The sequence below is a fragment of the Crassaminicella profunda genome, from assembly GCF_019884785.1.
Classification (GTDB): domain Bacteria; phylum Bacillota; class Clostridia; order Peptostreptococcales; family Thermotaleaceae; genus Crassaminicella; species Crassaminicella profunda.
On record NZ_CP082326.1, the window covers coordinates 1,466,716 to 1,487,345 of the forward strand.

The window sequence follows — 20,630 nt, forward strand, 5'->3', positions numbered from 1 at the left end:
GGGAAAGGATATGGATTTATCAACAATTTTAGGCCCTGTTGCGAGTATTGGAGGAATGGGACTATTATTTGGAGCAGGACTTGCATATGCTTCTCAAAAATTTGCAGTTGAAGTAGATCCTAGAGTAACTGCAATTGGGGAAGCACTTCCAGGAGCAAATTGTGGAGGATGTGGATTTCCAGGTTGTGGAGGACTTGCAAATGCAATCGTTGAAGGAAAAGCGCCAGTTAATGGTTGTCCTGTTGGTGGTGCTGAGTGTGCCGCAAAAATTGCTGAAATTATGGGTGTAGAAGCAGGAGCAGATGTAAGAAAAGTAGCAAAAGTTTTATGTGGTGGAGATAATAAAAACTGTAAAGAAAAATATGAATATTATGGTATCCAAGATTGTAAGGCAGCGGCAATGGTTGCTGGCGGAAGTAAAAGTTGCGCATATGGATGTCTTGGTCTTGGAACTTGTGTAGATGTTTGTGCATTTGGAGCTATTGAGATTACAGATGGAAAAGTGGCAAGAATTATTCCAGAAAAATGTACAGGATGTGGAAAATGTATAGAAGCTTGTCCGAAGAATGTAATCGATTTAGTACCTTTTGAGCAAGATGTTATTGTGGAATGTAACAATAAGGAAAAAGGAAAAGCTGTTAAGGATAAATGTAGTGTTGGTTGTATTGGATGTCAGCTATGTGTGAGAGCATGTCCTTTTGAAGCAATAACTTTTGAAAATAATCTTGCAAAAATTGATTATGATAAATGTAAAAATTGTATGTTATGTGCAGAAAAATGTCCTACAGGTGCAATTTATGCAAACTTTGAAAATAGAAAAAAAGCAGAAATTATTCCTGACGACTGTATAGGATGTACCATTTGTGCAAAACAATGTCCAGTGGACGCAATAGAAGGTGAATTAAAACAGGTACACAAAGTTTTAGAAGATAAATGTATTGGTTGTGGAGCTTGTGCAGCCAAATGTCCAAAGAAAACAATTGTTATGAAGTAAATAAAAGAACATGCCTTGTGGCATGTTCTTTTATTTACCATAGGATCAAATGAATTTCATACTTGTAATGAACATATCAAAATGTTAAACTTAAGTTATATGAGAATAGGGGTATTCTGTTACAATAACAACCAAAAAGTATAAATACATGAAGTCTTTGGTAAAATAACAATAGATATGTGAGATGGAAATAATGACAAAATGGGATAAAATACTTATAGTGGCGGTTATTTTTTTTGCGCTGATAGGAATGTTTTGGATAAAAGAAATAACTACTAATAATGAACATTTATATTTAATTATTGAAGTAGATGGAGAAGCGTATAAAAAAATATCTTTAGACGGTTCAGATGTTTCTAAAACAATAGAGATTAACACAAAATATGGACATAGTGTAATTGAAATAGATGGTAAAGGCGCTAGATTTTTAGAATCAGATTGTAAAGATCAATTATGTGTAAAGATGGGGAAAATTACAAAGTCCAATCAAACAAGTATTTGTTTGCCCAATAGAGTATCAATCAAACTTATATCAGAAAAATCAGACGTAGATATTGTTAGCTACTAGGGAAAGGACTATATTATGAAAGTAAAAAAGATAATCTATTTAGCATTGATTACTGCTATAGGAATTGCATTACACATATTAGAGTCCTCTATACCTTTGCCAATTAGCACCATACCTGGAGCAAAATTGGGGTTAGCAAATATTGTGAATTTAGTGACGTTAGTTGTATTTGGCTTTAAACAGGCATTAGTGGTTGCAGTATTGAGATGTTTTGTGGCAACCCTTGGAACTGGTGCTGTGACAGGTTTCTTTTATAGTTTGGCGGGTTCTTTATTAAGTACTCTTATTATGTGGGTGGTATATAAATATTTTTCAAAGTACTTTAGCTTAATTGGTGTAAGTGTTTTTGGGGCACTGGCTCATAATGTTGCTCAACTTACTGTTGCAAGCTTGATGATTGAAAATTATCTTATTTTTACATATTTGCCTATGATGATGATAATAAGCCTCTTCACTGGTTATTTTGTTGGTTTAGTGGCTATATATACCTCTAGTCATTTGAAGCGAATATTGTAAAAAAAAGGATAAGCATATAGTTCTAGTAGATTGTAGGTGAAGAAATGAAGAAAATTGTATTAGCATCAGCTTCTCCAAGGAGAAAAGAGATTCTTGAGCAATTTGGGTTATCTTTTGAAGTAAAGCAAGGAAATATAGAAGAAAAAATAAACCCAGAAGAAAAACCTGAACAAATTGCAATGAGTCTGGCATTTGAAAAGGCAATTGCAGTTGCAAAAAACTGTAAAAAAGGTGAAATTATTATTGCTGCAGATACAATTGTTGTGAAAAATAAAATTTTAGGTAAGCCTAAAGACAGTAAAGAAGCTTTTAGCATGTTAAAATTCCTTCAAGATGATATTCATCATGTGATTACAGGATTTGCAGTGATAGAGGCTGGTACCTATAATAAATTTGTGAGTTTTGAAAAAACAAAAGTGAAGATGAAACAGTTGACAGATGATGCTATCAACAGGTATATTGATACAGGAGAAGTTTGGGATAAAGCTGGTTCTTATGGTATTCAAGGAAAGGGTGCTGCCCTAATAGAATGGATTCATGGAGACTACTTTAATGTAGTTGGATTACCAATATCAAGAATTCAAAGTATATTTAGTGAACATTTTAACTTTGAGTTTGTTTAAGAGAAGGTGTGATAAAATAGTGGACAAGGATGATCATCTTTCTATTAAAGAAATGGCTAAAAGTGAACGACCCAGAGAAAAATTAATAAATTTTGGTGTGGGTAGTTTATCCAATGCGGAGTTATTAGCTATTTTGATTAGAATAGGGACCAAAGAAAGTTCAGCTATTGGTTTGGCACAAAAAATTTTATCAGTAAGGAAAGATGGGTTAAGATACTTAGCAGATTGTACTATAGACGAATTAAGTCATTTAAAAGGAATAGGAAAAACAAAGGCTTGTCAAATTATAGCTGCAATTGAATTAGGGAAGAGACTTTCCATGAGTATTTCAAAAGCTAAATTAAATATTCAATCTCCTAGGGATATAGCAAATGTTTTTATGGAAGAGATGAGATATTATAAAAAAGAATATTTTAAGAGCATACTCTTAAATACAAAGAATGAAATTGTTTCTACTGAAAATATTTCTATTGGAAGTCTAAATAGTTCATTAGTTCATCCAAGAGAAGTATTTGTAGGTGCTATAAGAAAAAGCGCTTCTTCAATAATTCTTATGCATAATCATCCTAGTGGCAATCCCAATCCAAGTAGTGAAGATATAAAAATCACAAAACGATTGATTGAAGCAGGAAAAATTATTGGCATTGAAGTTTTAGATCATATTATCATTGGTGATGGAAAGTTTATAAGTTTAAAAGAGATTTCGATTATATAAAGGAGTTTAGGAAGGAGCAGTATGGATGGGATTATTTAATTACTTTTCAAAGGATATGGGAATAGATTTAGGAACAGCAAATACACTTGTGTATATTAGAGGTAGAGGGATTGTGGTAAGAGAACCTTCTGTAGTTGCTATACAGGAAGATACGAAGGAAGTTTTAGCTGTAGGACAAGAAGCAAAGCAAATGATAGGTAGAACACCTGGAAATATTATTGCTATTAGACCTTTAAAAGATGGCGTAATAGCTGATTTTGATATAACACAGAGTATGTTAAAATATTTTATTAAAAGGGCTTATCCTAAAAAGTCTTTATTGTTTGCACCACGTGTAGTAGTAGGGGTACCATCTGGAGTAACAGAGGTTGAAAGAAGATCTGTAGAAGAAGCTGCTCTTCAAGCTGGAGCAAAAGAGGCCTATCTTATAGAAGAACCTATGGCTGCGGCTATTGGAGCAGGATTACCTGTAGAAGAGCCTACCGGTAGCATGGTTGTTGATATTGGAGGAGGTACGACAGAAATTGCAGTAATTTCATTAGGTGGTATTGTAACAAGTAGATCTGTTAGAGTTGGTGGAGATGAATTAGATGAGTCTATTGTCCAATATATAAAGAAAGAGTATAGTTTAATGATTGGAGAAAGAACAGCTGAAGAAATAAAGGTAACAGTTGGCTCAGCGTTTCCTAAAGTAAAAGAAGAAAAAATGGCAATAAGAGGAAGAGATTTGGTTTCAGGATTACCTAAAACTTTAACCATTACTTCAACAGAGATATTAGAAGCATTGCATGAACCGATTAATACAATTATTGAGGCTATCAAGTATACTTTAGAAAAAACGCCTCCAGAACTTGCATCAGATATTATGGAACAAGGAATTATGCTTACTGGTGGAGGTGCTCTTTTAGATGGATTCAACAAATTAGTACGAAAAGAAACAGGTATGCCTGTTCATATTGCGGAGGAACCACTTGATTGTGTTGCATTAGGTACGGGTAAGACAATTGAAGAAATTGAAACATTAAAAAGAGTACTTATTTCTTCGAAGAGACTTAGATAAAGTGGTGAGAAGTTATGAAAAAGCTGGTAAAAAGGGGAACAAAGATGATAGTAACATTTGTTACTATCATTCTCATTATTATAATGGGAATTACAATAGGTGGAAGAGCAAAAGTAACAATGCCTGAAAATATTATTGGTAAAGTGATAACACCAATACAGAAAGTGCTTTATAAGGGTGGTCAAGGTGTTGAACGTACAATAAGTTCGTTATTTACGTTTAGAACAATTGCAAAGGAAAATGAGTTATTAAAAAAAGAAGCAGAAAAGCTCAATCAGAAAGTAATACAATTATCTCTTACAAGAGATGAATTAAATGAACTAAGAAATTTATATGGTGCGCTAAATTATGCAAAAGAGAATCATAAGAATGATTATGTAACAGCAAGTATTACAGGAAAAGATATTGGAAATTGGTTTAACATGTTTACCATTGATGTAGGAAAAGATCAAGGGGTAAGAAAAGATAGCACTGTAATGAATGGTGAAGGATTAATTGGAAGAGTTTTTGAAGTAGGAGATGATTGGTCTAAAGTTGTAACGATTATAGATAATAAAAGTTCTGTAAGTTTTCAGATTTTACGGAACAATCAATATATTGGAGTAATTAGAGGAAGTGTAAAGGGTGAACTTAAGGGATATTTGATTGACCCTGAGGCAGATGTATTAGTTGGAGATAAATTAATTACCTCAGGACTTAGTATGTATGAAAAGGGAATACTCATTGGTGAAATTAAAGAAGTCATAAAGCAGGAAGATGAACTCTTAAAAACCATTGTAGTAGAACCTGAAGTAAATTTTAAAAAACTAGACAAAGTATTCATTATAAAATCTGATAAATTAAATTAAAGGGGCTACATGTATGAGAGTGTTAGCTGTTTCATTCATTATCATAATAAATTTTTTAATACAATCTACTTTTTTGCAACACTTTAGAATATTAGGGGTGCTTCCTAATACGAGTTTAATTGTTGTTGTTGGATTTTCTATTTTATGGGGAAAGAAAAGTGGAGCTATAATTGGTTTTTTTACAGGAATGCTACAGGATATATTATTAGGAAATATGATAGGTGCCAATGCATTAATTTATATGTTGATAGGCTATAATATTGGAATTTTAGAAAAGAAAATTTATAAAGATAATCATTTAGCACCTATATTTTTTACAACTATTTCTACTATATTATACCAATTAATGTACTATGTAATTATGTATATAGCTCATAATGGGGCCAACATAATTTTTCTGTTTAGGAAAATTGTCTTTTTAGAAGTCATATATAATGCTGTCTTATCTATATTCATTTATAGCATTTTATACAAACTTACGAGACATCCTTATATGAAAGTAAAAACAAGGTGATGAGAAATGTTAGAAAAACTAAAAGATAGACATAATCAAATGATTTTATTTTTTACAGTTTTTTTTCTTGTTCTTCTATTTAGGTTATTTGACCTAAGTATTGTTGAAGGTGAAAAGTACAAGGAAATGGCAGAAGATATTAGAATGAAAAAAATACCCATTTCTGCTCCAAGAGGGGAAATAAAAGATAGATATGGAAGAGCCCTTGCAGTGAATAAGCCGAGTTTTACTGTGCAAATTATGAAAAATGAATTAATGGATGAAAAAATCAATGAAGTATCAGTAAAGCTATTAAATATTCTAATGAATAATGGAGAAAATTATCATGATAATTTCCCTATAAAGTTTGAGAATAATAAGTTTTATTATACTTTTGATAGGGAAATAGAAGAATGGTTAAGTGAACAAGGAATAAAAGATGTAAAAGATGCAGAAGCTGTATTTAATCTTTTGAGGGAACAATTAGGGATAGATTCTAATTTAGATGTTTTTGAAGTGCAAAAGGAAATGCAAAGTGTACATGGGGTATATCCACCTATTTCTGTGAAAAAAATGAAGTTTATCCCTCAGATGAAAAAGGAAAACTTTCTTCAAAGATATAATTTGGATGAAAATTTAGAAGCTAAAGATGCTTTTATAGCATTAAGAGAGAAGTTTGAAATACCTGAAAGTTATTCAGATGAAGATGCTAAGAAAATATTAGTTATAAGAAATGAATTTAGAGAACAAGGATATAGACAATATCAGCCTGTAAAAGTAGCACTAAATGTATCGGCGAAAACTGTTGCGCAGATAGAAGAAAGAAGTATTGAACTACCCGGAGTAAATGTTGAAGTAGAGCCTATTCGTTATTATCCTAATGAGGGGTTAGCATCTCATATTCTTGGGTATCTAGGGAAAATATCAGATAGTGAAAAAGATAAATTTACAAAAGAACTGGGATATCTTCCTAATGATTTGATAGGAAAAGACGGGATAGAGAGAGTGTATGAAGAGAAATTAAAGGGAAAAGATGGGGCCAAATATGTAGAAGTTGATGTATATGGAAGGCTTATTAATGTGTTAAGAGAACAAAAACCTGAAAAGGGAAAAACCATTTATCTATCTATAGATGCAAAGCTTCAAGAGACGGCAGAAAAAGCTTTAGAACAGGCGCTAAAACAAATTCAAGTAGGGGGTACTTTTAAGAGTAAGTGGGGAGATTATAGATATAAAGATGCAATGAAACATGCTACATCTGGGGCAGTAGTAGCACTAGATGTAAATACAGGAGATGTTTTAGCTTTAGCGAATTATCCATCCTTTGATCCTAATCTTTTTGCTACAGGAATTTCAGCAAAAGATTGGAAAGCGGTTCAAGATGATAATCCAAGAGATCCGTTATCACCTATTCCACTTTATAATGTAGCCACAAGGACTTCTGTACAACCTGGTTCTACGTTTAAGATGATAACAGGCCTTGCAGCCATAGAGAATGGATTAGATCCTGCTAAAAAGCTATACGATGGCGGATATGTTAAATTAGGAGGAAGAACTTTTGGAAGTTGGATGTGGAATGAATATAGACGATCTCATGGATGGGTTGATTTATATAAATCTTTAGAAGAATCTGTAAATTATTACTACTATGATGTAGCAACGAACTTTGATTATTATAAAAATCAATCATTAAATACTTCCATGAATGTGGATAAAATGTTGGAATATGCAAAAATGTTTGGGCTAGATGAGCCAACTGGTATTGAAATTAGTGAAGTTGCTTCTGGCGTTCCGAATCCTGAAAAGAAAATGATCGTTACAAAGAGTTTATTAAGGAGAAAATTAAAATCCAAAGCAAAAGAGTACTTTGAAAAAGAAATTATAACAAATGAAGAAAAGTTAAATGAACAAATTGAAAAAATCGTAGGATGGACAGAAGAAAATCCATCTAGAGGATCATTAATTAACAGGGTAAGTGAATTAGATGTAAAGGAAGATAAGGTAACAGCACTCGTAGATTTAGTGAAATTTAGTTATTATAAGCAGGCAAAATGGACAATAGGAGATACATTTAATCTTTCTATTGGACAAGGACAACATCAATATACACCTATACAAATAGCTAGATATGTGGCAAATATTGCTAATGGCGGATATAACAACGAAGTTAGTGTTATAAAAAAAGTAGGGAATGAAAAGAAAGACGATCATAAGGGTGAAAAAATTGCTTTAAAAGATGATAATAATCTAATACATATCCAAAAAGGTATGGAACAGGTAGTTTATGGCGATCATGGTACGGCGAGAGGGTTTTTTAGGAAATTTCCTGTAAAAGTGGCAGCCAAAACTGGATCTGCGCAAAAATCAGGAAAAATTCAACCTAAAGATGAAGTTGCTTATTTGAAAACTTATTTAAAGTGGATTGCACCTTATATGAGTTGGTCTGATGTAGAACGAAAGGCAGAAGTATATAAGAAAAAGTACAAAAACGAAGGGCTGGCTATGAGAAAGGCTATTAAAGAATTAAGTAAGGGGAGAGTGACAGATGCAGTAATAGATCAATATAAAGATGATTATGATGCTTTTGGTTGGTTTGTTTCTTATGCACCAAGTGATAATCCTCAAATTGCTGTGGTTACTTTAATATTTCAAAGTGGTACAGGTGGATATGGTGCACCTATTGCTCGAGAGATTATTGCAGAATATTTAGGGCTTAATAAAGAATATGAAAAAGTTGATTTTAAAAATAGACTTACAAATTAAATGAATTTGTAAGTCTATTTTTTTTATAAAAAAAGAGGATTTATTCGTATTTTGAAGAATAAATTAGTATACATGATAGACTTATTTGTACTAATTTGGAGGTAGTCACTGGATGTACGAGGAAAAATGTGTTGCATTCAAAGGCAGCAAGGAAGGAATATCTATTTATTTTAACAGAGATTGTGAGTATGTAAAGTTAAGAGAACAGTTAATTATGAAACTTGAAGGGGCTAAGCGCTTTTTTAACGGTGCTAAAGTTATTAGTATTCAAGGAAAGTTATTAACTGAGGAAGAAAAAGATGAGATCAAGGAAATTATTCATTCAAGATTTGGAATGATTATGGTCGAAAAGGATGAAGAAATAAAAAAGAAAGAAATGCAAGCATCAAAAAGAATATTTAAAGGAATAGAGGAAGGCGATACAAAATTTATTAGAGCAACAATCCGTTCAGGTCAAAGGATTAAATTTAAAGGAAATATGGTTATTATTGGGGACATCAATCCAGGGGCAGAAGTAGTTGCAGAGGGAAATATATTAGTAATGGGCGCTTTGAGAGGGTTAGCACATGCTGGAAGCAGTGGGAATGAAAAGGCGTTTGTTGCAGCTTTTAGTTTGCAACCAACACAGTTAAGAATTGCTGACGTCATAGGACGTTCCCCTGATAACGAACCAATAAAACCTATGGGGCCGGAACTTGCACTAATAAAAAAAGGTGCTGTTGTAATTGAACCTTATTTACCAAATAAGTAAATAAAAATTTATTTTTTCTGAAATAGTGATAATGGAGGGAATAAAATGAGTGAAGTAATTGTAGTAACATCAGGTAAAGGTGGCGTTGGAAAAACTACCACAACTGCAAATATTGGTACAGGATTAGCTCTTGAAGGAAAAAAAGTTGTTGTTGTAGATGCAGATATTGGTCTTAGAAATTTAGATGTTGTAATGGGACTTGAAAATAGAATTGTTTATGATGTTGTGGATGTTGTAGAAGGCGTTTGTAGATTAAGACAAGCCCTTATTAAAGATAAGCGATACGATGGATTATTTTTATTACCAGCAGCACAAACAAAAGATAAAAATGCCGTTAATCCTGAGCAAATGCAAAAGCTTTGTAATGACCTAAAAGAAAGCTTTGATTATGTTTTAGTAGATTGTCCTGCTGGCATTGAACAAGGGTTTAAAAATGCAATTGCAGGGGCAGATAGAGCAATTGTTATTGCAACACCAGAAATATCTGCAGTAAGAGATGCTGATAGAATTATAGGGCTCTTAGAGGCTGCTGAATTGAGGAATCCATTGTTAGTGATCAACAGGGTAAGAATAGATATGGTTAAAAAGGGAGATATGATGAATATAGAGGATATGATTGACATATTAGCAATAGATCTGCTAGGAGTAGTTCCAGATGATGAATATATTGTCATATCTACCAATAAAGGTGAACCTGCTGTAGTAGAAAATGTATCTATGGCTGGAAAAGCTTATAGAAATATAACAAAGAGAATATTAGGAGAAGAAGTTCCATTCCTTGAATTACAAGGACAAGACACATTCATGTCAAAAATTAGAAAATTATTTGGAATGAAATAAAACTTAGGGGGAGAGAAGATTATGGATGTATTCAAACTCTTTAGTAGAGAAAGCTCCTCTAGTAAAAATGTGGCAAAAGAGAGATTAAAATTAGTTCTTGTTCATGATCGAACAAATTGTTCTCCACATTTTCTAGAAATGGTAAAGGGAGATATATTGGATGTCATTTCAGATTATATGGAAATAGATGAAGATGGATTAGATATTAAGATTTCAAAAACAAAACGGAGCGAAGATGATGCAATGGTTCCTGCTTTAATAGCAAATATTCCTATAAAAAAAATGAAAACGAAATAAAAAAGTCTTCTTTTGAAGACTTTTTTATTTTGTTGTATAAAAATTAGCATATAGGGGAAATGATTTTCAGAAAAAGATGATTATTGTTGAGGGAATTTTAGTTTATGTGGTATAATCTTAGTTAGGTATATTAAAAGAGGTGCATTCATGATAGATAAAAAATTATTTAAACATATAGATATTATTCTTATTGTTATTGTGTTATTGTTGTTTGTAAGTAGTTTAATGATGATTAGTAGTGCAACCCATGTTACCCAAAAAGGATTAACGAGACAAGTAAAAATACAGACAATAGCTTTTTTCTTAGGAATGTTTTCCATTGGTATGATTCTTTTTATTGATTATAATACCTTTGGTAATTTTCAAAAAAGCATCTATATTAGTTCTATTGTATTATTGGTAGCTGTACATGTGCCAGGAATTGGAAAAACTCAGTTTGGGGCAAGTAGTTGGATTAACTTAGGACCTGTTGATATACAACCATCAGAGATTGTCAAAATCGCTTTTATCCTTTCTTTTGCAAAATTCTTAGAAGATAGACAAAATAGATTGGATACAATAAGAGATTTAATTCCTGTAGGAATATATGCAGCAGTACCTATATTATTAGTTTTAAAGGAACCTGATCTAGGGAATGCATTGGTATTTTGTGTGATTGCATTTGGAATGACTTTTGTATCTGGATTGAATTATAGAATAATTGGAAAAGGTTTTTTAGCAGGGATGATTTCACTACCTCTTGCTTATAAGTTGATGGCTCCACATCAAAGAGTAAGAATTGATGCATATTTAAATCCTTCTAATTTAGAACTTCCTGGAAATTACCAGGTGATGAATTCTAAAATAGCCATTGGATCAGGACAGCTATTAGGGAAAGGATTGTATCAAGGAACACAAAATAATTATAACTTTTTACCTGTACAAGAATCAGATTTCATTTTTGCAGTATTAGGAGAAGAACTTGGGTTTATAGGTGGTTTGATTATTCTTGCTTTATATTTTATCTTTTTATATAGAATGATAAAAATTGCAAAAAATGCAAAAGATGTGTATGGGTCTTTAATTGTGGTAGGAATTACTTCTATGTTTGCTTTTCAAATATTTGAGAATATTGGCATGACTATGGGAGTAATGCCTGTAACAGGAGTGACGCTTCCATTCTTAAGTTATGGTGGGAGTTCTCTGTTAACGAACATGGTAGCAATTGGAATTATTTTAAATATAGGTATGAGAAGGCAAAAAATTAATTTCTAAATGGGTGAGGAGAAGATGCGAATGAAGATTGCACTAATAGCACATGACAAGAAAAAAGAGAGCATGGTTAATTTTACAATAGCCTACAAGGATACCCTTGCAAAGTATGATTTAATGGCTACTGGTACAACAGGTAAGAAAATTTCTGATGCTACAGGACTAACGGTAAAAAGGTTTAAATCAGGACCTTTAGGAGGAGATCAACAAATAGGTGCAGAAATTGCTCAGAATAATATTGATTTAGTCATATTTTTAAGAGATCCGTTAACAGCTCAACCTCATGAGCCAGATATTTTAGCATTGCTTAGATTAGGAGATGTTTATAGAATACCTGTAGCAACCAATATAGCTACTGCTGAAATCCTTCTTCGTGCTATGGAAAGAGGGGAATTTCACTGGCGTGAAATCATTAGAAAATATGATGAGTAATATTTTAAATAAAATAGCTCCCAATACATTTTTGTATTAGGGGGTTAATAATATTTTTGGGATTTTAATTATTTGTAAGACGGAGGAAACATATGAAAAAAAATTTTAATATATATTTTTGCATCATCATATTATTATTCATAAGCCTATTATCAGGCTGTAGTAAAAAGAAAGAAGTTGTTACAGACTCAGCATACATGTTAGGGACGCATTTAAATATTAGTATTTGGACAGAAGATGAAAATAAAGGAAAAGAAGTCATAAAGGAATGCTTTGAAAGAATTTCTGAAATAGAAAAAAAGATGAGTGCAAATATCAAGGATAGTGAAGTAAATCAAATAAATAACAATGAAGAAAATAGACTTATAAAGGTAAGTACAGATACAAGTAATGTTTTAAATAAAGCTTTAGAATATGCAAAAATTTCAAATGGTGTGTTTGATCCTACAATTGGAAAGCTTGTGAAGTTATGGGGAATTGGTACTGAAAATGAAAAAGTCCCACAAAGGCTAGAAATTGATGATGCATTAAAATATGTAAATTATAAACTATTAAAAAAAGAAGAGAATAATGCGTATAAACTTGACAAGGAAGGAATGCGTATTGATTTAGGTGGGATTGCTAAAGGGTATGCAGCAGATGAAGTTTATAGAATACTTAAAAATAAAGGTGTTGAACATGCTGTTATTAATTTAGGAGGGAATATTTATACTTTAGGAACAAGACAAGATGGGCAGATTTGGAAAATAGGAATACAAGATCCCTTTGAACCTACGGGTACCTATATGGGCATTGTTCAGTTTTCTGATAAAGCCATTGTTACTTCAGGAAATTATGAAAGATTTTTTGTAAAGAACAATAAAAGATATCATCACATTATTGATCCTAAGACTGGCTATCCATCGGAAAATGGCATTATAAGTTCTACGATCATAGCAAATCATTCTATGGATGCAGATGCATTATCAACTTCTGTTTATATATTAGGGGTTAAAAAAGGTTTAGCGTTAGTTGAAAAAATTGAAAATGTAGAATGTATTATTGTTACAAAAGATCATAAGGTATACTTGTCATCAGGAATGAAAGGAAAATTAAATATTGAAAATGATCGTTTTCAAATTGAAAATTAGGACTAAAGCAATTAGCATTAGTCCTTTGCTGTAATAATTAAGCCTCCTTTTAAATATATTATATTATAATTCACATAAGGAGGTTCATTATGAAGAAATCATATAAACATGTAAAATACAATAGACAAAGGAATGACTATTATCAAGGAAGAAGAGACAATAAAGAGAAAGAAAATTCTTTTTACAAAAAAATTTTAAAGCAAATTGTTTTCTGTATAGTGATTGCAATGCTAGTAATATTGATTAAAACTATTCATTCGCCAATTACAAATAAGACAACAGCAATGATTAAAATATCCATTACAAAAGAAATGGATGTGAAAAAATCTATCAGAGAGGCAGTTAAATATGCAAAGAAAATACCTGAAATGCCAGAAAAAGCAGTAAATGTATTTAATACTTTTTCCGAGAGAAAAGATTCAAAGAAAGAATTTGTTGTACCTGTAAATGGAGACATTATATCTAATTATGGGGAGAAAATAAATCCCGTTTCAGATAAAAAAACATTTCAAAGGGGAGTAGATTTAGCTATTAATGAAGATGAAAATATAAAGGCAATTGCAGATGGAGAAATTATAGAAATGGGTGAGGGTAAATTAGGTAAAACTATAAAAATAAAACATAAGCATGATGTATTTTCATTTTATGCAAACTGCTCAGATATTAAAGTGAAAAAGGGTCAAAAAATAAAGAAGGGAGAAAAAATTGCGAACATTTATAAAGCTAGCGACAAATCATATACATATCTACATTTTGAACTTTGGATAGATGGGAAAGTAGTGGATCCAACAAAGTATATTCCTTTTGGCAGAAAGATTCTATAGTGTAAAGGATGATATATGAATGAGGCTGATAAAGGTATATGGAGTAGATGTAAAGGTAAATGTACTTTTATGCATTGTTTTTTTTATATTTTTTATATTTGGCTATATTGAAAATTTAATTATTTCTTTTTTGGTAGTACTACTCCATGAAGGGGCTCATATCTTTACTGCAAAATTGTTAGGATATAGAATAGAGAAAGTCGAAATATTTCCCTTTGGAGGTGTTGCAGCAATTGAAGAAAACCTTGTTATGAACCCTAAACATGAAATCCTTATTGCGGCTTCTGGACCTGTCTTTAATTTTATCATGGTGTTTATAGGATATAATATATTCAATAGGTTTTATTTAACTGTTGATGGATTTGTTTTTTTTGTACATTCTAATTTGATCATTGGGCTATTCAATTTACTTCCTGTTATCCCTTTAGATGGGGGACGGATTGTAAGGGCATATCTTGCTTATTTAATTGGATTTAAGCAATCAACGAAGACTGTAGTTATATTATCCAAAGTGATAAGTATTTTCTTGTTTATATGGGGATGTTATATGATTAAGTTTAACAAGTTGAATAGTTATCTTCTTCTTTTAGCTATTTTTTTATATATAGCTGCCCATAAAGAGCAAAGAGTTGCAGCTTTTATTTTTATGAAGGAAATTACGCAAAAAAAACAGCATTTATTATGTAATAGTGTATTAAGTACAAAATATTTAACAGCAGTAAAAAGTGCATCTGTAAAGGATGTGATGAATCAGTTTGTTCCAAGAAAATATCATATTATTACAGTTATGGATACACGGTGCAATGTGATTGGTGTATTAACAGAAAATGATGTCTTTAATGGGATGGTCAAATATGGATTACATGCTTCTTTGGAAAAGTTGTTAATGGGAGAGTAAAATGGTAGAATAGTAATGCAAAACTTTAGAGCAAAATAAGGTATTTATGTGAAGAAGTATACAAATAATACAAAAGAGATTGAAATGCGAATTAGGAGGACAGAGGATGAACAAGGAAGTCTTAGAAGACTTATTATTTCAAGTTGAAAAACCTGCGAGGTACATAGGTAGAGAAATTAATGCAGTAAATAAATCACTAGACCAAGTTGAAGTGAGATTTGGATTTGCATTTCCAGATATATATGAAGTGGGAATGTCTCATTTAGGAATGCATATTTTATATAATCTCCTTAATAGTAAAGACGATATATATTGTGAAAGAATTTTTTCACCATGGGTGGATATGGAAGAAAAATTAAGAAAAAAAAATATGTCTCTATTTACCCTTGAAACGCATACGGCTATAGAAGAGTTGGATTTTGTTGGATTTACGTTACAATATGAACTAAGTTATACAAATATATTGAATATACTAGACTTGGGAAATATCCCCATTAGAAAAGAAAATAGGCAAGAAAAATTCCCATTTATTATTGCAGGAGGACCATGTGCATATAATCCAGAACCCCTTGCGGATATTGTAGATATATTCGTATTAGGGGAAGGAGAAGAAGTACTATTAGAAATAATAGATTGTTATAAAGAATGGAAAAGAAAAGCAGAACCTAAAACAAAATTTTTAGAAAATATTTGTCATATTGAAGGGGTATATATTCCATCCCTTTATGACATAACATATCATGAGGATGCTACTATAAAAGCTTTTATATCTAAAAAAGAAGTTTATCCTAAAACAATTTCTAAAAGAATTATTAAAGATTTAGATGATGTTTATTACCCTGATAAAGTGATTGTTCCATTTATCAATGTAGTACATGAGCGAGCTATGGTAGAAATTTTCAGGGGATGTACAAGAGGCTGTAGATTTTGCCAAGCAGGAATCATCTATAGGCCTGTGAGGGAAAGATCTCTTGATAAAGTGAAAGAATTAGCTCATGAGTTGATAAGGACTACTGGATATGAAGAATTATCTCTTGCATCACTCAGCACAAGCGATTATTCAGAAATAAAACCATTAACAAGGCATTTGATTGATGAGTATGGTAGCAAGAAGATTGGTTTGTCTTTACCATCTTTAAGATTAGATAAATTCCCATTAGAGGTGATTGAAGAAATTCAAAAGGTTAGAAAAACAGGACTTACATTTGCACCAGAGGCTGGAACGCAAAGACTTAGAGACGTTATTAATAAAGGAATTACAGAAAAGGATTTAATGGATGCAATGGAGAATGCATTTGCTCTTGGATGGAATAATGTAAAGCTGTATTTTATGATAGGACTTCCAACAGAAACATATGAAGATTTAGATGGTATTGCACATCTTGCAAAAAAGGTTGTGGATGCATATTATCATACACCGAAAGAAAAAAGAGGACGAGGATTAAATATTACTGTTAGTACATCTAATTTTGTACCAAAGCCTTTTACACCTTTTGAGTGGTATCCACAGGATACTATTGAAAACCTTCGACAAAAACAGAACTATTTAAAAGAAAAGTTAAGACACAAAAATATAAAATATAACTATCACGATGCAAAAACAAGCTTTTTAGAGGCTATATTTGCAAGAGGCGATAGAAGATTAGGGGAAGCATTAATAAGAGGATGGGAAAAGGGATGTAAATTTGATGGATGGGGAGACTTTTTTGAATACGAAAAATGGATGGAAACTTTTGAGGAATGTAATATAGATCCAAAATTCTATGCCAATAGAGAGAGAAGTTATGAAGAAGTACTTCCGTGGGATTTTATTGATATAGGTGTAACGAAAAAGTTCTTAATCAATGAAAATGAAAAAGCAAAAAAAGGAGATTTAACCCATGATTGTAGAATAAGCTGTACAGGTTGTGGTATGAATCATAGTTTTATAGGTGGTGATGTATGTAATGTATAAAATAAGAATGAGATTTAGTAAGAAAGATTTTATGATATTTATCTCTCACTTAGACTTAGCAAGAGTGATGGAAAGAGCATTAAGAAGGGCGGAAGTTTCTCTTAGTTTTTCACAAGGGTTTAACCCTCATCCAAAGATTTCCTTTGCTACGGCACTAGCATTAGGGGTTTCAAGTGATGGAGAATATGTAGATGTAGAAATTGAAGAAAAAATAGATTTAAAAACATTCAAAGATAAAATAAATATGGAATTACCAGAGGGGATAGAAGTCATTCAATGTAAATATATTGATGTGAAAAGTAAAGCCCTAATGGCTATTATTGAATACTCAACTTACATGGTAAGATGTTCTTTAAAAAATGATATAAGGGAAGAAGAATTAAAAGAAAACATCAGTGAGTTTATGAAAAATGAAGAAATTATTGTATATAAAACAATAAAGAAGAGGAATAAGGAGAGAAATAAAGAAATAAATATTAGACCACTTATTAAAAAGATAGAGTTTATAAATAAGGGAAATGAGTATTGCGTTTTTAAAATGACTCTTGCTACAGGTAGTAGAGGGAATTTAAAGCCTGAAGTGGTTATGGAAAAGTTAAAGGATATAGGGAAAATGCCTATAGTATTAGAAACTGTTAGAATTCATAGATTAGATTTGTATGGGATGAAAGCTCATAAAATGATTGAACCTTTAGAATTAAGTATATAGACTTTTATGAAATTAGGGGGATTGTTGGAATGAATGAAATCATCGTCAATTCCAGTTTAAACCAAACTCGTGTTGCCATGCTTGAAGATGGCGAATTGGTGGAATTATATATTGAAAGAGAAAATAGTAAAAGAACAGTTGGGAATATTTATAAAGGTCGAATTACAAATGTTTTACCTGGTATGCAAGCAGCTTTTGTTGATATCGGATTGGAAAAGAATGCTTTCTTATTTGTAAAGGATGCAGTACCAGTTGAAATGTCTGGGAACAGAGATGTATCTATAAGAGATGTGGTTAAAAATGGACAAGAAATTGTTGTACAAGTAACCAAAGAACCTATAGGCACAAAGGGCGCGAGAGTGACAACACATATAACCCTTCCAGGAAGATATCTAGTTTTAATGCCGGATGTAGATTATATAGGTATTTCTAGAAGAATTAATAATGAAGATGAAAGAGAAAGATTAAGAAAATTACTTGAGGGGTTAAAACCCAATAATATGGGAGTGATTGTTAGAACTGCAGGGGAAGGAAAAGAAGAAAAAGAATTGAAAGAAGACTTAAAATTTCTATTAAAGTTATGGCAAAAAATTGATAAAGAGAAGAATCTAGGATTTGCTCCAAGGACTATTTATAGAGATTTAGACTTGATTCACAGAACTATAAGAGATATGTTTACAAGTAGTATCCATAAATTGACGATTAATGATCAAGAAAAATATAAAAGTATCCTTGATTTAGTTGAACTTATTGCGCCTCATTTAAAGAGTAGAGTAGAATATTTCGAAATAGATATGGATATATTTGACTATTATAATCTAGAGAAAATGATCAACAATGCTATAGCAAGGAAAGTTTGGTTAAAAAGCGGTGGATATCTTATCATCGACCAAACAGAAGCTTTGACTGTAATTGATGTAAATACAGGGAAATATGTGGGAAGCATTGATCTTGAAGATACTGTTTTAAAAACCAATAAAGAAGCTGCAGAAAAAATTGCTAAACAATTAAGATTGCGTGATATTGGTGGTATTATTATTGTAGATTTTATAGATATGAATAATGATGATGCAGAAAGAGAAGTATTAGATGTATTAGAGAAAGCCCTTGAGCGAGACAAGACAAAAACAAATGTTTTAGGAATCACACAATTAGGGCTCTTGGAGATGACTAGAAAAAAGATAAGAGGTAGAATTGGGTCAATTATGCAAAAGAAGTGTCCCTATTGTGAAGGGACGGGAAAAGTATTATCTGAATATACGGTGATTCAAAATATAGAAAGAGAAGTAAAAAGAATTGCTGTACATACAAATGCTGAAGCTGTATGGATTGAAGTAGCTCCTTTAATAGAAGAATTTTTAAAAACAGATAAAAATCGATTTATTAAAGAATTAGAAGAAGTTTCTCATGTTAAAATATTTATACAAGGTGTAGATCATATACATGCTAATGATATAAATGTAAAATCAATGGGGAAACTTGATAAAATTAGAAGGTTACTAGAAGAAAACAAATGATTTATTTTGACAAAAAAAGAATAAATATAAAAGAATTATAAAATTTTTATTGTAGTATAGATTTAAATGTGTTATAATCATATCTGGTAATACGGACGGTCCTCTATTATAAGTTATAGTATGAACGTCTAGGAAGGAAGGAGGGGCAACTATGGATATTATAAAAGCGATTGAACAAGGACAACTTAAAACTGATCTTCCAGAATTTAATGTTGGGGATACTGTTAAAGTACACTTAAAGATTAAAGAGGGAAACAGAGAAAGAGTTCAGGTGTTTGAAGGTTTTGTACTTAAAAGACAAAACGGTGGAGCTAGAGAAACTTTCACAGTAAGAAGAATTTCTTACGGAGTTGGTGTTGAGAGAACTTTACCATTACATTCACCAAAGATTGAGAAAATCGAAGTAGTTAGAAGAGGAAAAGTTAGAAGAGCAAAACTTAACTATATTCGTGAGTTAAGAGGAAAAGCTGCAAAAATTAAAGAGAAGAAGTTTTAATAAAAGGGACTGGATACAGTCCCTTTGTTAATATATTGAAAAATACATAAAAAGTGTGGTGAAAGATGTGCAGAAAATCAATTGGTATCCAGGACATATGAAGAAAACAAAAGAGTTGATTCAACAAAATCTAAAATTAGTGGATGTAGTGGTGGAATTGTTAGATGCTAGACTGCCTATTAGCAGTAGAAATCCTCAAATCGATGAGATTGTAGTAGGTAAACCTAGAGTAATTGTTTTAAATAAGAGTGACTTAGCAAATAAAAAGGTTACAAATGAATGGATTGCATACTTCAAAAAAAGTGGAACCAATGCCATTGCAGTAAACTCAATGAATGGTTCAGGTTTAGATAAGCTTATGACAGAGCTTGAAGAAACGGTTAAAGAGAAAATGGAAAAAAGAATAGAAAAGGGAATGAGAAAAAGACCTGTTCGCGCCATGATTGTGGGCATACCAAATGTGGGTAAATCTTCAATCATTAATAGGCTTACTGGAAAGAAAAGCGCAAAGACAGGAGATAAGCCAGGAGTAACAAGAGGAAAACAATGGGTAAGATTAAAAGGAAATATTGAGCTATTAGATACGCCAGGTATTTTATGGCCTAAATTCGAAGATCAAAATGTAGGACTTAAATTGGCATTTACAGGTTCTATAAAAGATGAAATACTTGACATAGAGACCATTGCATTAAGACTCATTGAATATCTTTGTGAGAAATACCCTAAATATATGATAGAACGATATAAACTGAAAGAGATTGAAGAAGATGGGTTAATGAATATGGAAAATATAGCAAAAAACAGAGGCTGTATTATGTCAGGTGGAAGAATTGATTATACGAGGGTAGCAAATATAGTAATGGATGAATTTAGAAGCGCTAAGATAGGTAAGATTACCTTAGAAACACCTGAGGATTTAAGCACTATTGAAGAGTAGTGCTTTTATTTTTT

The 20,630-nt window shown here is 31.7% G+C and carries 21 protein-coding genes and 2 pseudogenes; all 23 read left to right on the plus strand.

The window, feature by feature from the left end:
- Nucleotides 1-10: 10 nt before the first annotated feature.
- A pseudogene (locus K7H06_RS06665) lies at nucleotides 11-829 on the plus strand (RnfABCDGE type electron transport complex subunit B); the annotation flags it as partial.
- A gap of 27 nt (nucleotides 830-856) precedes the next feature.
- Nucleotides 857-994 (plus strand): annotated as a pseudogene (locus tag K7H06_RS21505) (4Fe-4S binding protein); the annotation flags it as partial.
- A 193-nt stretch (nucleotides 995-1,187) separates the two neighbouring features.
- Complete coding sequence (locus tag K7H06_RS06670; RefSeq protein WP_223039100.1) at nucleotides 1,188-1,562, plus strand: NusG domain II-containing protein; 375 nt, start codon at nucleotides 1,188-1,190, stop codon at nucleotides 1,560-1,562.
- A gap of 15 nt (nucleotides 1,563-1,577) precedes the next feature.
- Nucleotides 1,578-2,078 (plus strand): Gx transporter family protein, encoded by a 501-nt coding sequence (locus K7H06_RS06675; protein ID WP_223039101.1) that lies wholly within the window; start codon nucleotides 1,578-1,580, stop codon nucleotides 2,076-2,078.
- A 44-nt stretch (nucleotides 2,079-2,122) separates the two neighbouring features.
- The gene (locus K7H06_RS06680; RefSeq protein ID WP_223039102.1) at nucleotides 2,123-2,701 is read left to right on the plus strand and encodes a Maf family protein; all 579 of its coding nucleotides are present in this window, start codon (nucleotides 2,123-2,125) and stop codon (nucleotides 2,699-2,701) included.
- A gap of 19 nt (nucleotides 2,702-2,720) precedes the next feature.
- Nucleotides 2,721-3,416, plus strand: a complete 696-nt coding sequence (gene radC, locus K7H06_RS06685; protein ID WP_343216815.1) for a RadC family protein — start codon at nucleotides 2,721-2,723, stop codon at nucleotides 3,414-3,416.
- Between the two features lie 25 nt (nucleotides 3,417-3,441).
- Entirely contained in the window at nucleotides 3,442-4,476 is a 1,035-nt protein-coding gene (locus tag K7H06_RS06690; RefSeq protein ID WP_223039103.1) for a rod shape-determining protein, read from the plus strand.
- A 44-nt stretch (nucleotides 4,477-4,520) separates the two neighbouring features.
- A complete protein-coding gene (gene mreC, locus K7H06_RS06695; protein WP_246637647.1) occupies nucleotides 4,521-5,324 on the plus strand; it encodes a rod shape-determining protein MreC in 804 nt (267 codons plus the stop codon).
- A gap of 13 nt (nucleotides 5,325-5,337) precedes the next feature.
- Nucleotides 5,338-5,838 carry a rod shape-determining protein MreD gene (gene mreD, locus K7H06_RS06700; RefSeq protein ID WP_223039105.1) on the plus strand — a complete coding sequence of 167 codons (501 nt, stop codon included), beginning with the start codon at nucleotides 5,338-5,340 and terminating at the stop codon, nucleotides 5,836-5,838.
- Between the two features lie 6 nt (nucleotides 5,839-5,844).
- Entirely contained in the window at nucleotides 5,845-8,580 is a 2,736-nt protein-coding gene (locus tag K7H06_RS06705; protein ID WP_223039106.1) for a penicillin-binding transpeptidase domain-containing protein, read from the plus strand.
- 112 nt (nucleotides 8,581-8,692) lie between these two features.
- Nucleotides 8,693-9,331, plus strand: coding sequence for a septum site-determining protein MinC (gene minC, locus K7H06_RS06710; protein WP_223039107.1), 639 nt, complete (start codon nucleotides 8,693-8,695; stop codon nucleotides 9,329-9,331).
- 45 nt (nucleotides 9,332-9,376) lie between these two features.
- Nucleotides 9,377-10,171 (plus strand): septum site-determining protein MinD, encoded by a 795-nt coding sequence (gene minD, locus K7H06_RS06715; RefSeq protein ID WP_223039108.1) that lies wholly within the window; start codon nucleotides 9,377-9,379, stop codon nucleotides 10,169-10,171.
- 21 nt (nucleotides 10,172-10,192) lie between these two features.
- Nucleotides 10,193-10,468 carry a cell division topological specificity factor MinE gene (gene minE, locus K7H06_RS06720; protein WP_223039109.1) on the plus strand — a complete coding sequence of 92 codons (276 nt, stop codon included), beginning with the start codon at nucleotides 10,193-10,195 and terminating at the stop codon, nucleotides 10,466-10,468.
- 147 nt (nucleotides 10,469-10,615) lie between these two features.
- Complete coding sequence (gene rodA, locus K7H06_RS06725) at nucleotides 10,616-11,722, plus strand: rod shape-determining protein RodA (RefSeq protein ID WP_223039110.1); 1,107 nt, start codon at nucleotides 10,616-10,618, stop codon at nucleotides 11,720-11,722.
- A gap of 21 nt (nucleotides 11,723-11,743) precedes the next feature.
- Nucleotides 11,744-12,151 (plus strand): methylglyoxal synthase, encoded by a 408-nt coding sequence (gene mgsA, locus K7H06_RS06730; RefSeq protein ID WP_223039111.1) that lies wholly within the window; start codon nucleotides 11,744-11,746, stop codon nucleotides 12,149-12,151.
- A 92-nt stretch (nucleotides 12,152-12,243) separates the two neighbouring features.
- On the plus strand, nucleotides 12,244-13,281 hold the full coding sequence (locus tag K7H06_RS06735; RefSeq protein ID WP_223039112.1) for an FAD:protein FMN transferase: 1,038 nt from the start codon (nucleotides 12,244-12,246) through the stop codon (nucleotides 13,279-13,281).
- Between the two features lie 89 nt (nucleotides 13,282-13,370).
- Nucleotides 13,371-14,105 (plus strand): M23 family metallopeptidase, encoded by a 735-nt coding sequence (locus tag K7H06_RS06740; RefSeq protein WP_223039113.1) that lies wholly within the window; start codon nucleotides 13,371-13,373, stop codon nucleotides 14,103-14,105.
- A gap of 19 nt (nucleotides 14,106-14,124) precedes the next feature.
- On the plus strand, nucleotides 14,125-15,003 hold the full coding sequence (locus tag K7H06_RS06745) for a M50 family metallopeptidase (protein ID WP_223039114.1): 879 nt from the start codon (nucleotides 14,125-14,127) through the stop codon (nucleotides 15,001-15,003).
- Nucleotides 15,004-15,109: 106 nt separating this feature from the next.
- Entirely contained in the window at nucleotides 15,110-16,957 is a 1,848-nt protein-coding gene (locus tag K7H06_RS06750) for a TIGR03960 family B12-binding radical SAM protein (protein ID WP_223039115.1), read from the plus strand.
- Nucleotides 16,950-17,666 (plus strand): TIGR03936 family radical SAM-associated protein, encoded by a 717-nt coding sequence (locus K7H06_RS06755; protein WP_223039116.1) that lies wholly within the window; start codon nucleotides 16,950-16,952, stop codon nucleotides 17,664-17,666. The genes K7H06_RS06750 and K7H06_RS06755 overlap by 8 nt, the downstream gene beginning before the upstream one ends.
- Nucleotides 17,667-17,695: 29 nt before the next feature.
- Nucleotides 17,696-19,183, plus strand: coding sequence for an Rne/Rng family ribonuclease (locus K7H06_RS06760; protein WP_223039117.1), 1,488 nt, complete (start codon nucleotides 17,696-17,698; stop codon nucleotides 19,181-19,183).
- A gap of 151 nt (nucleotides 19,184-19,334) precedes the next feature.
- Nucleotides 19,335-19,679 carry a 50S ribosomal protein L19 gene (rplS, locus tag K7H06_RS06765; protein WP_223039118.1) on the plus strand — a complete coding sequence of 115 codons (345 nt, stop codon included), beginning with the start codon at nucleotides 19,335-19,337 and terminating at the stop codon, nucleotides 19,677-19,679.
- Between the two features lie 67 nt (nucleotides 19,680-19,746).
- Nucleotides 19,747-20,616 (plus strand): ribosome biogenesis GTPase YlqF, encoded by an 870-nt coding sequence (ylqF, locus tag K7H06_RS06770; protein WP_281426041.1) that lies wholly within the window; start codon nucleotides 19,747-19,749, stop codon nucleotides 20,614-20,616.
- The last annotated feature ends 14 nt before the right edge of the window (nucleotides 20,617-20,630 follow it).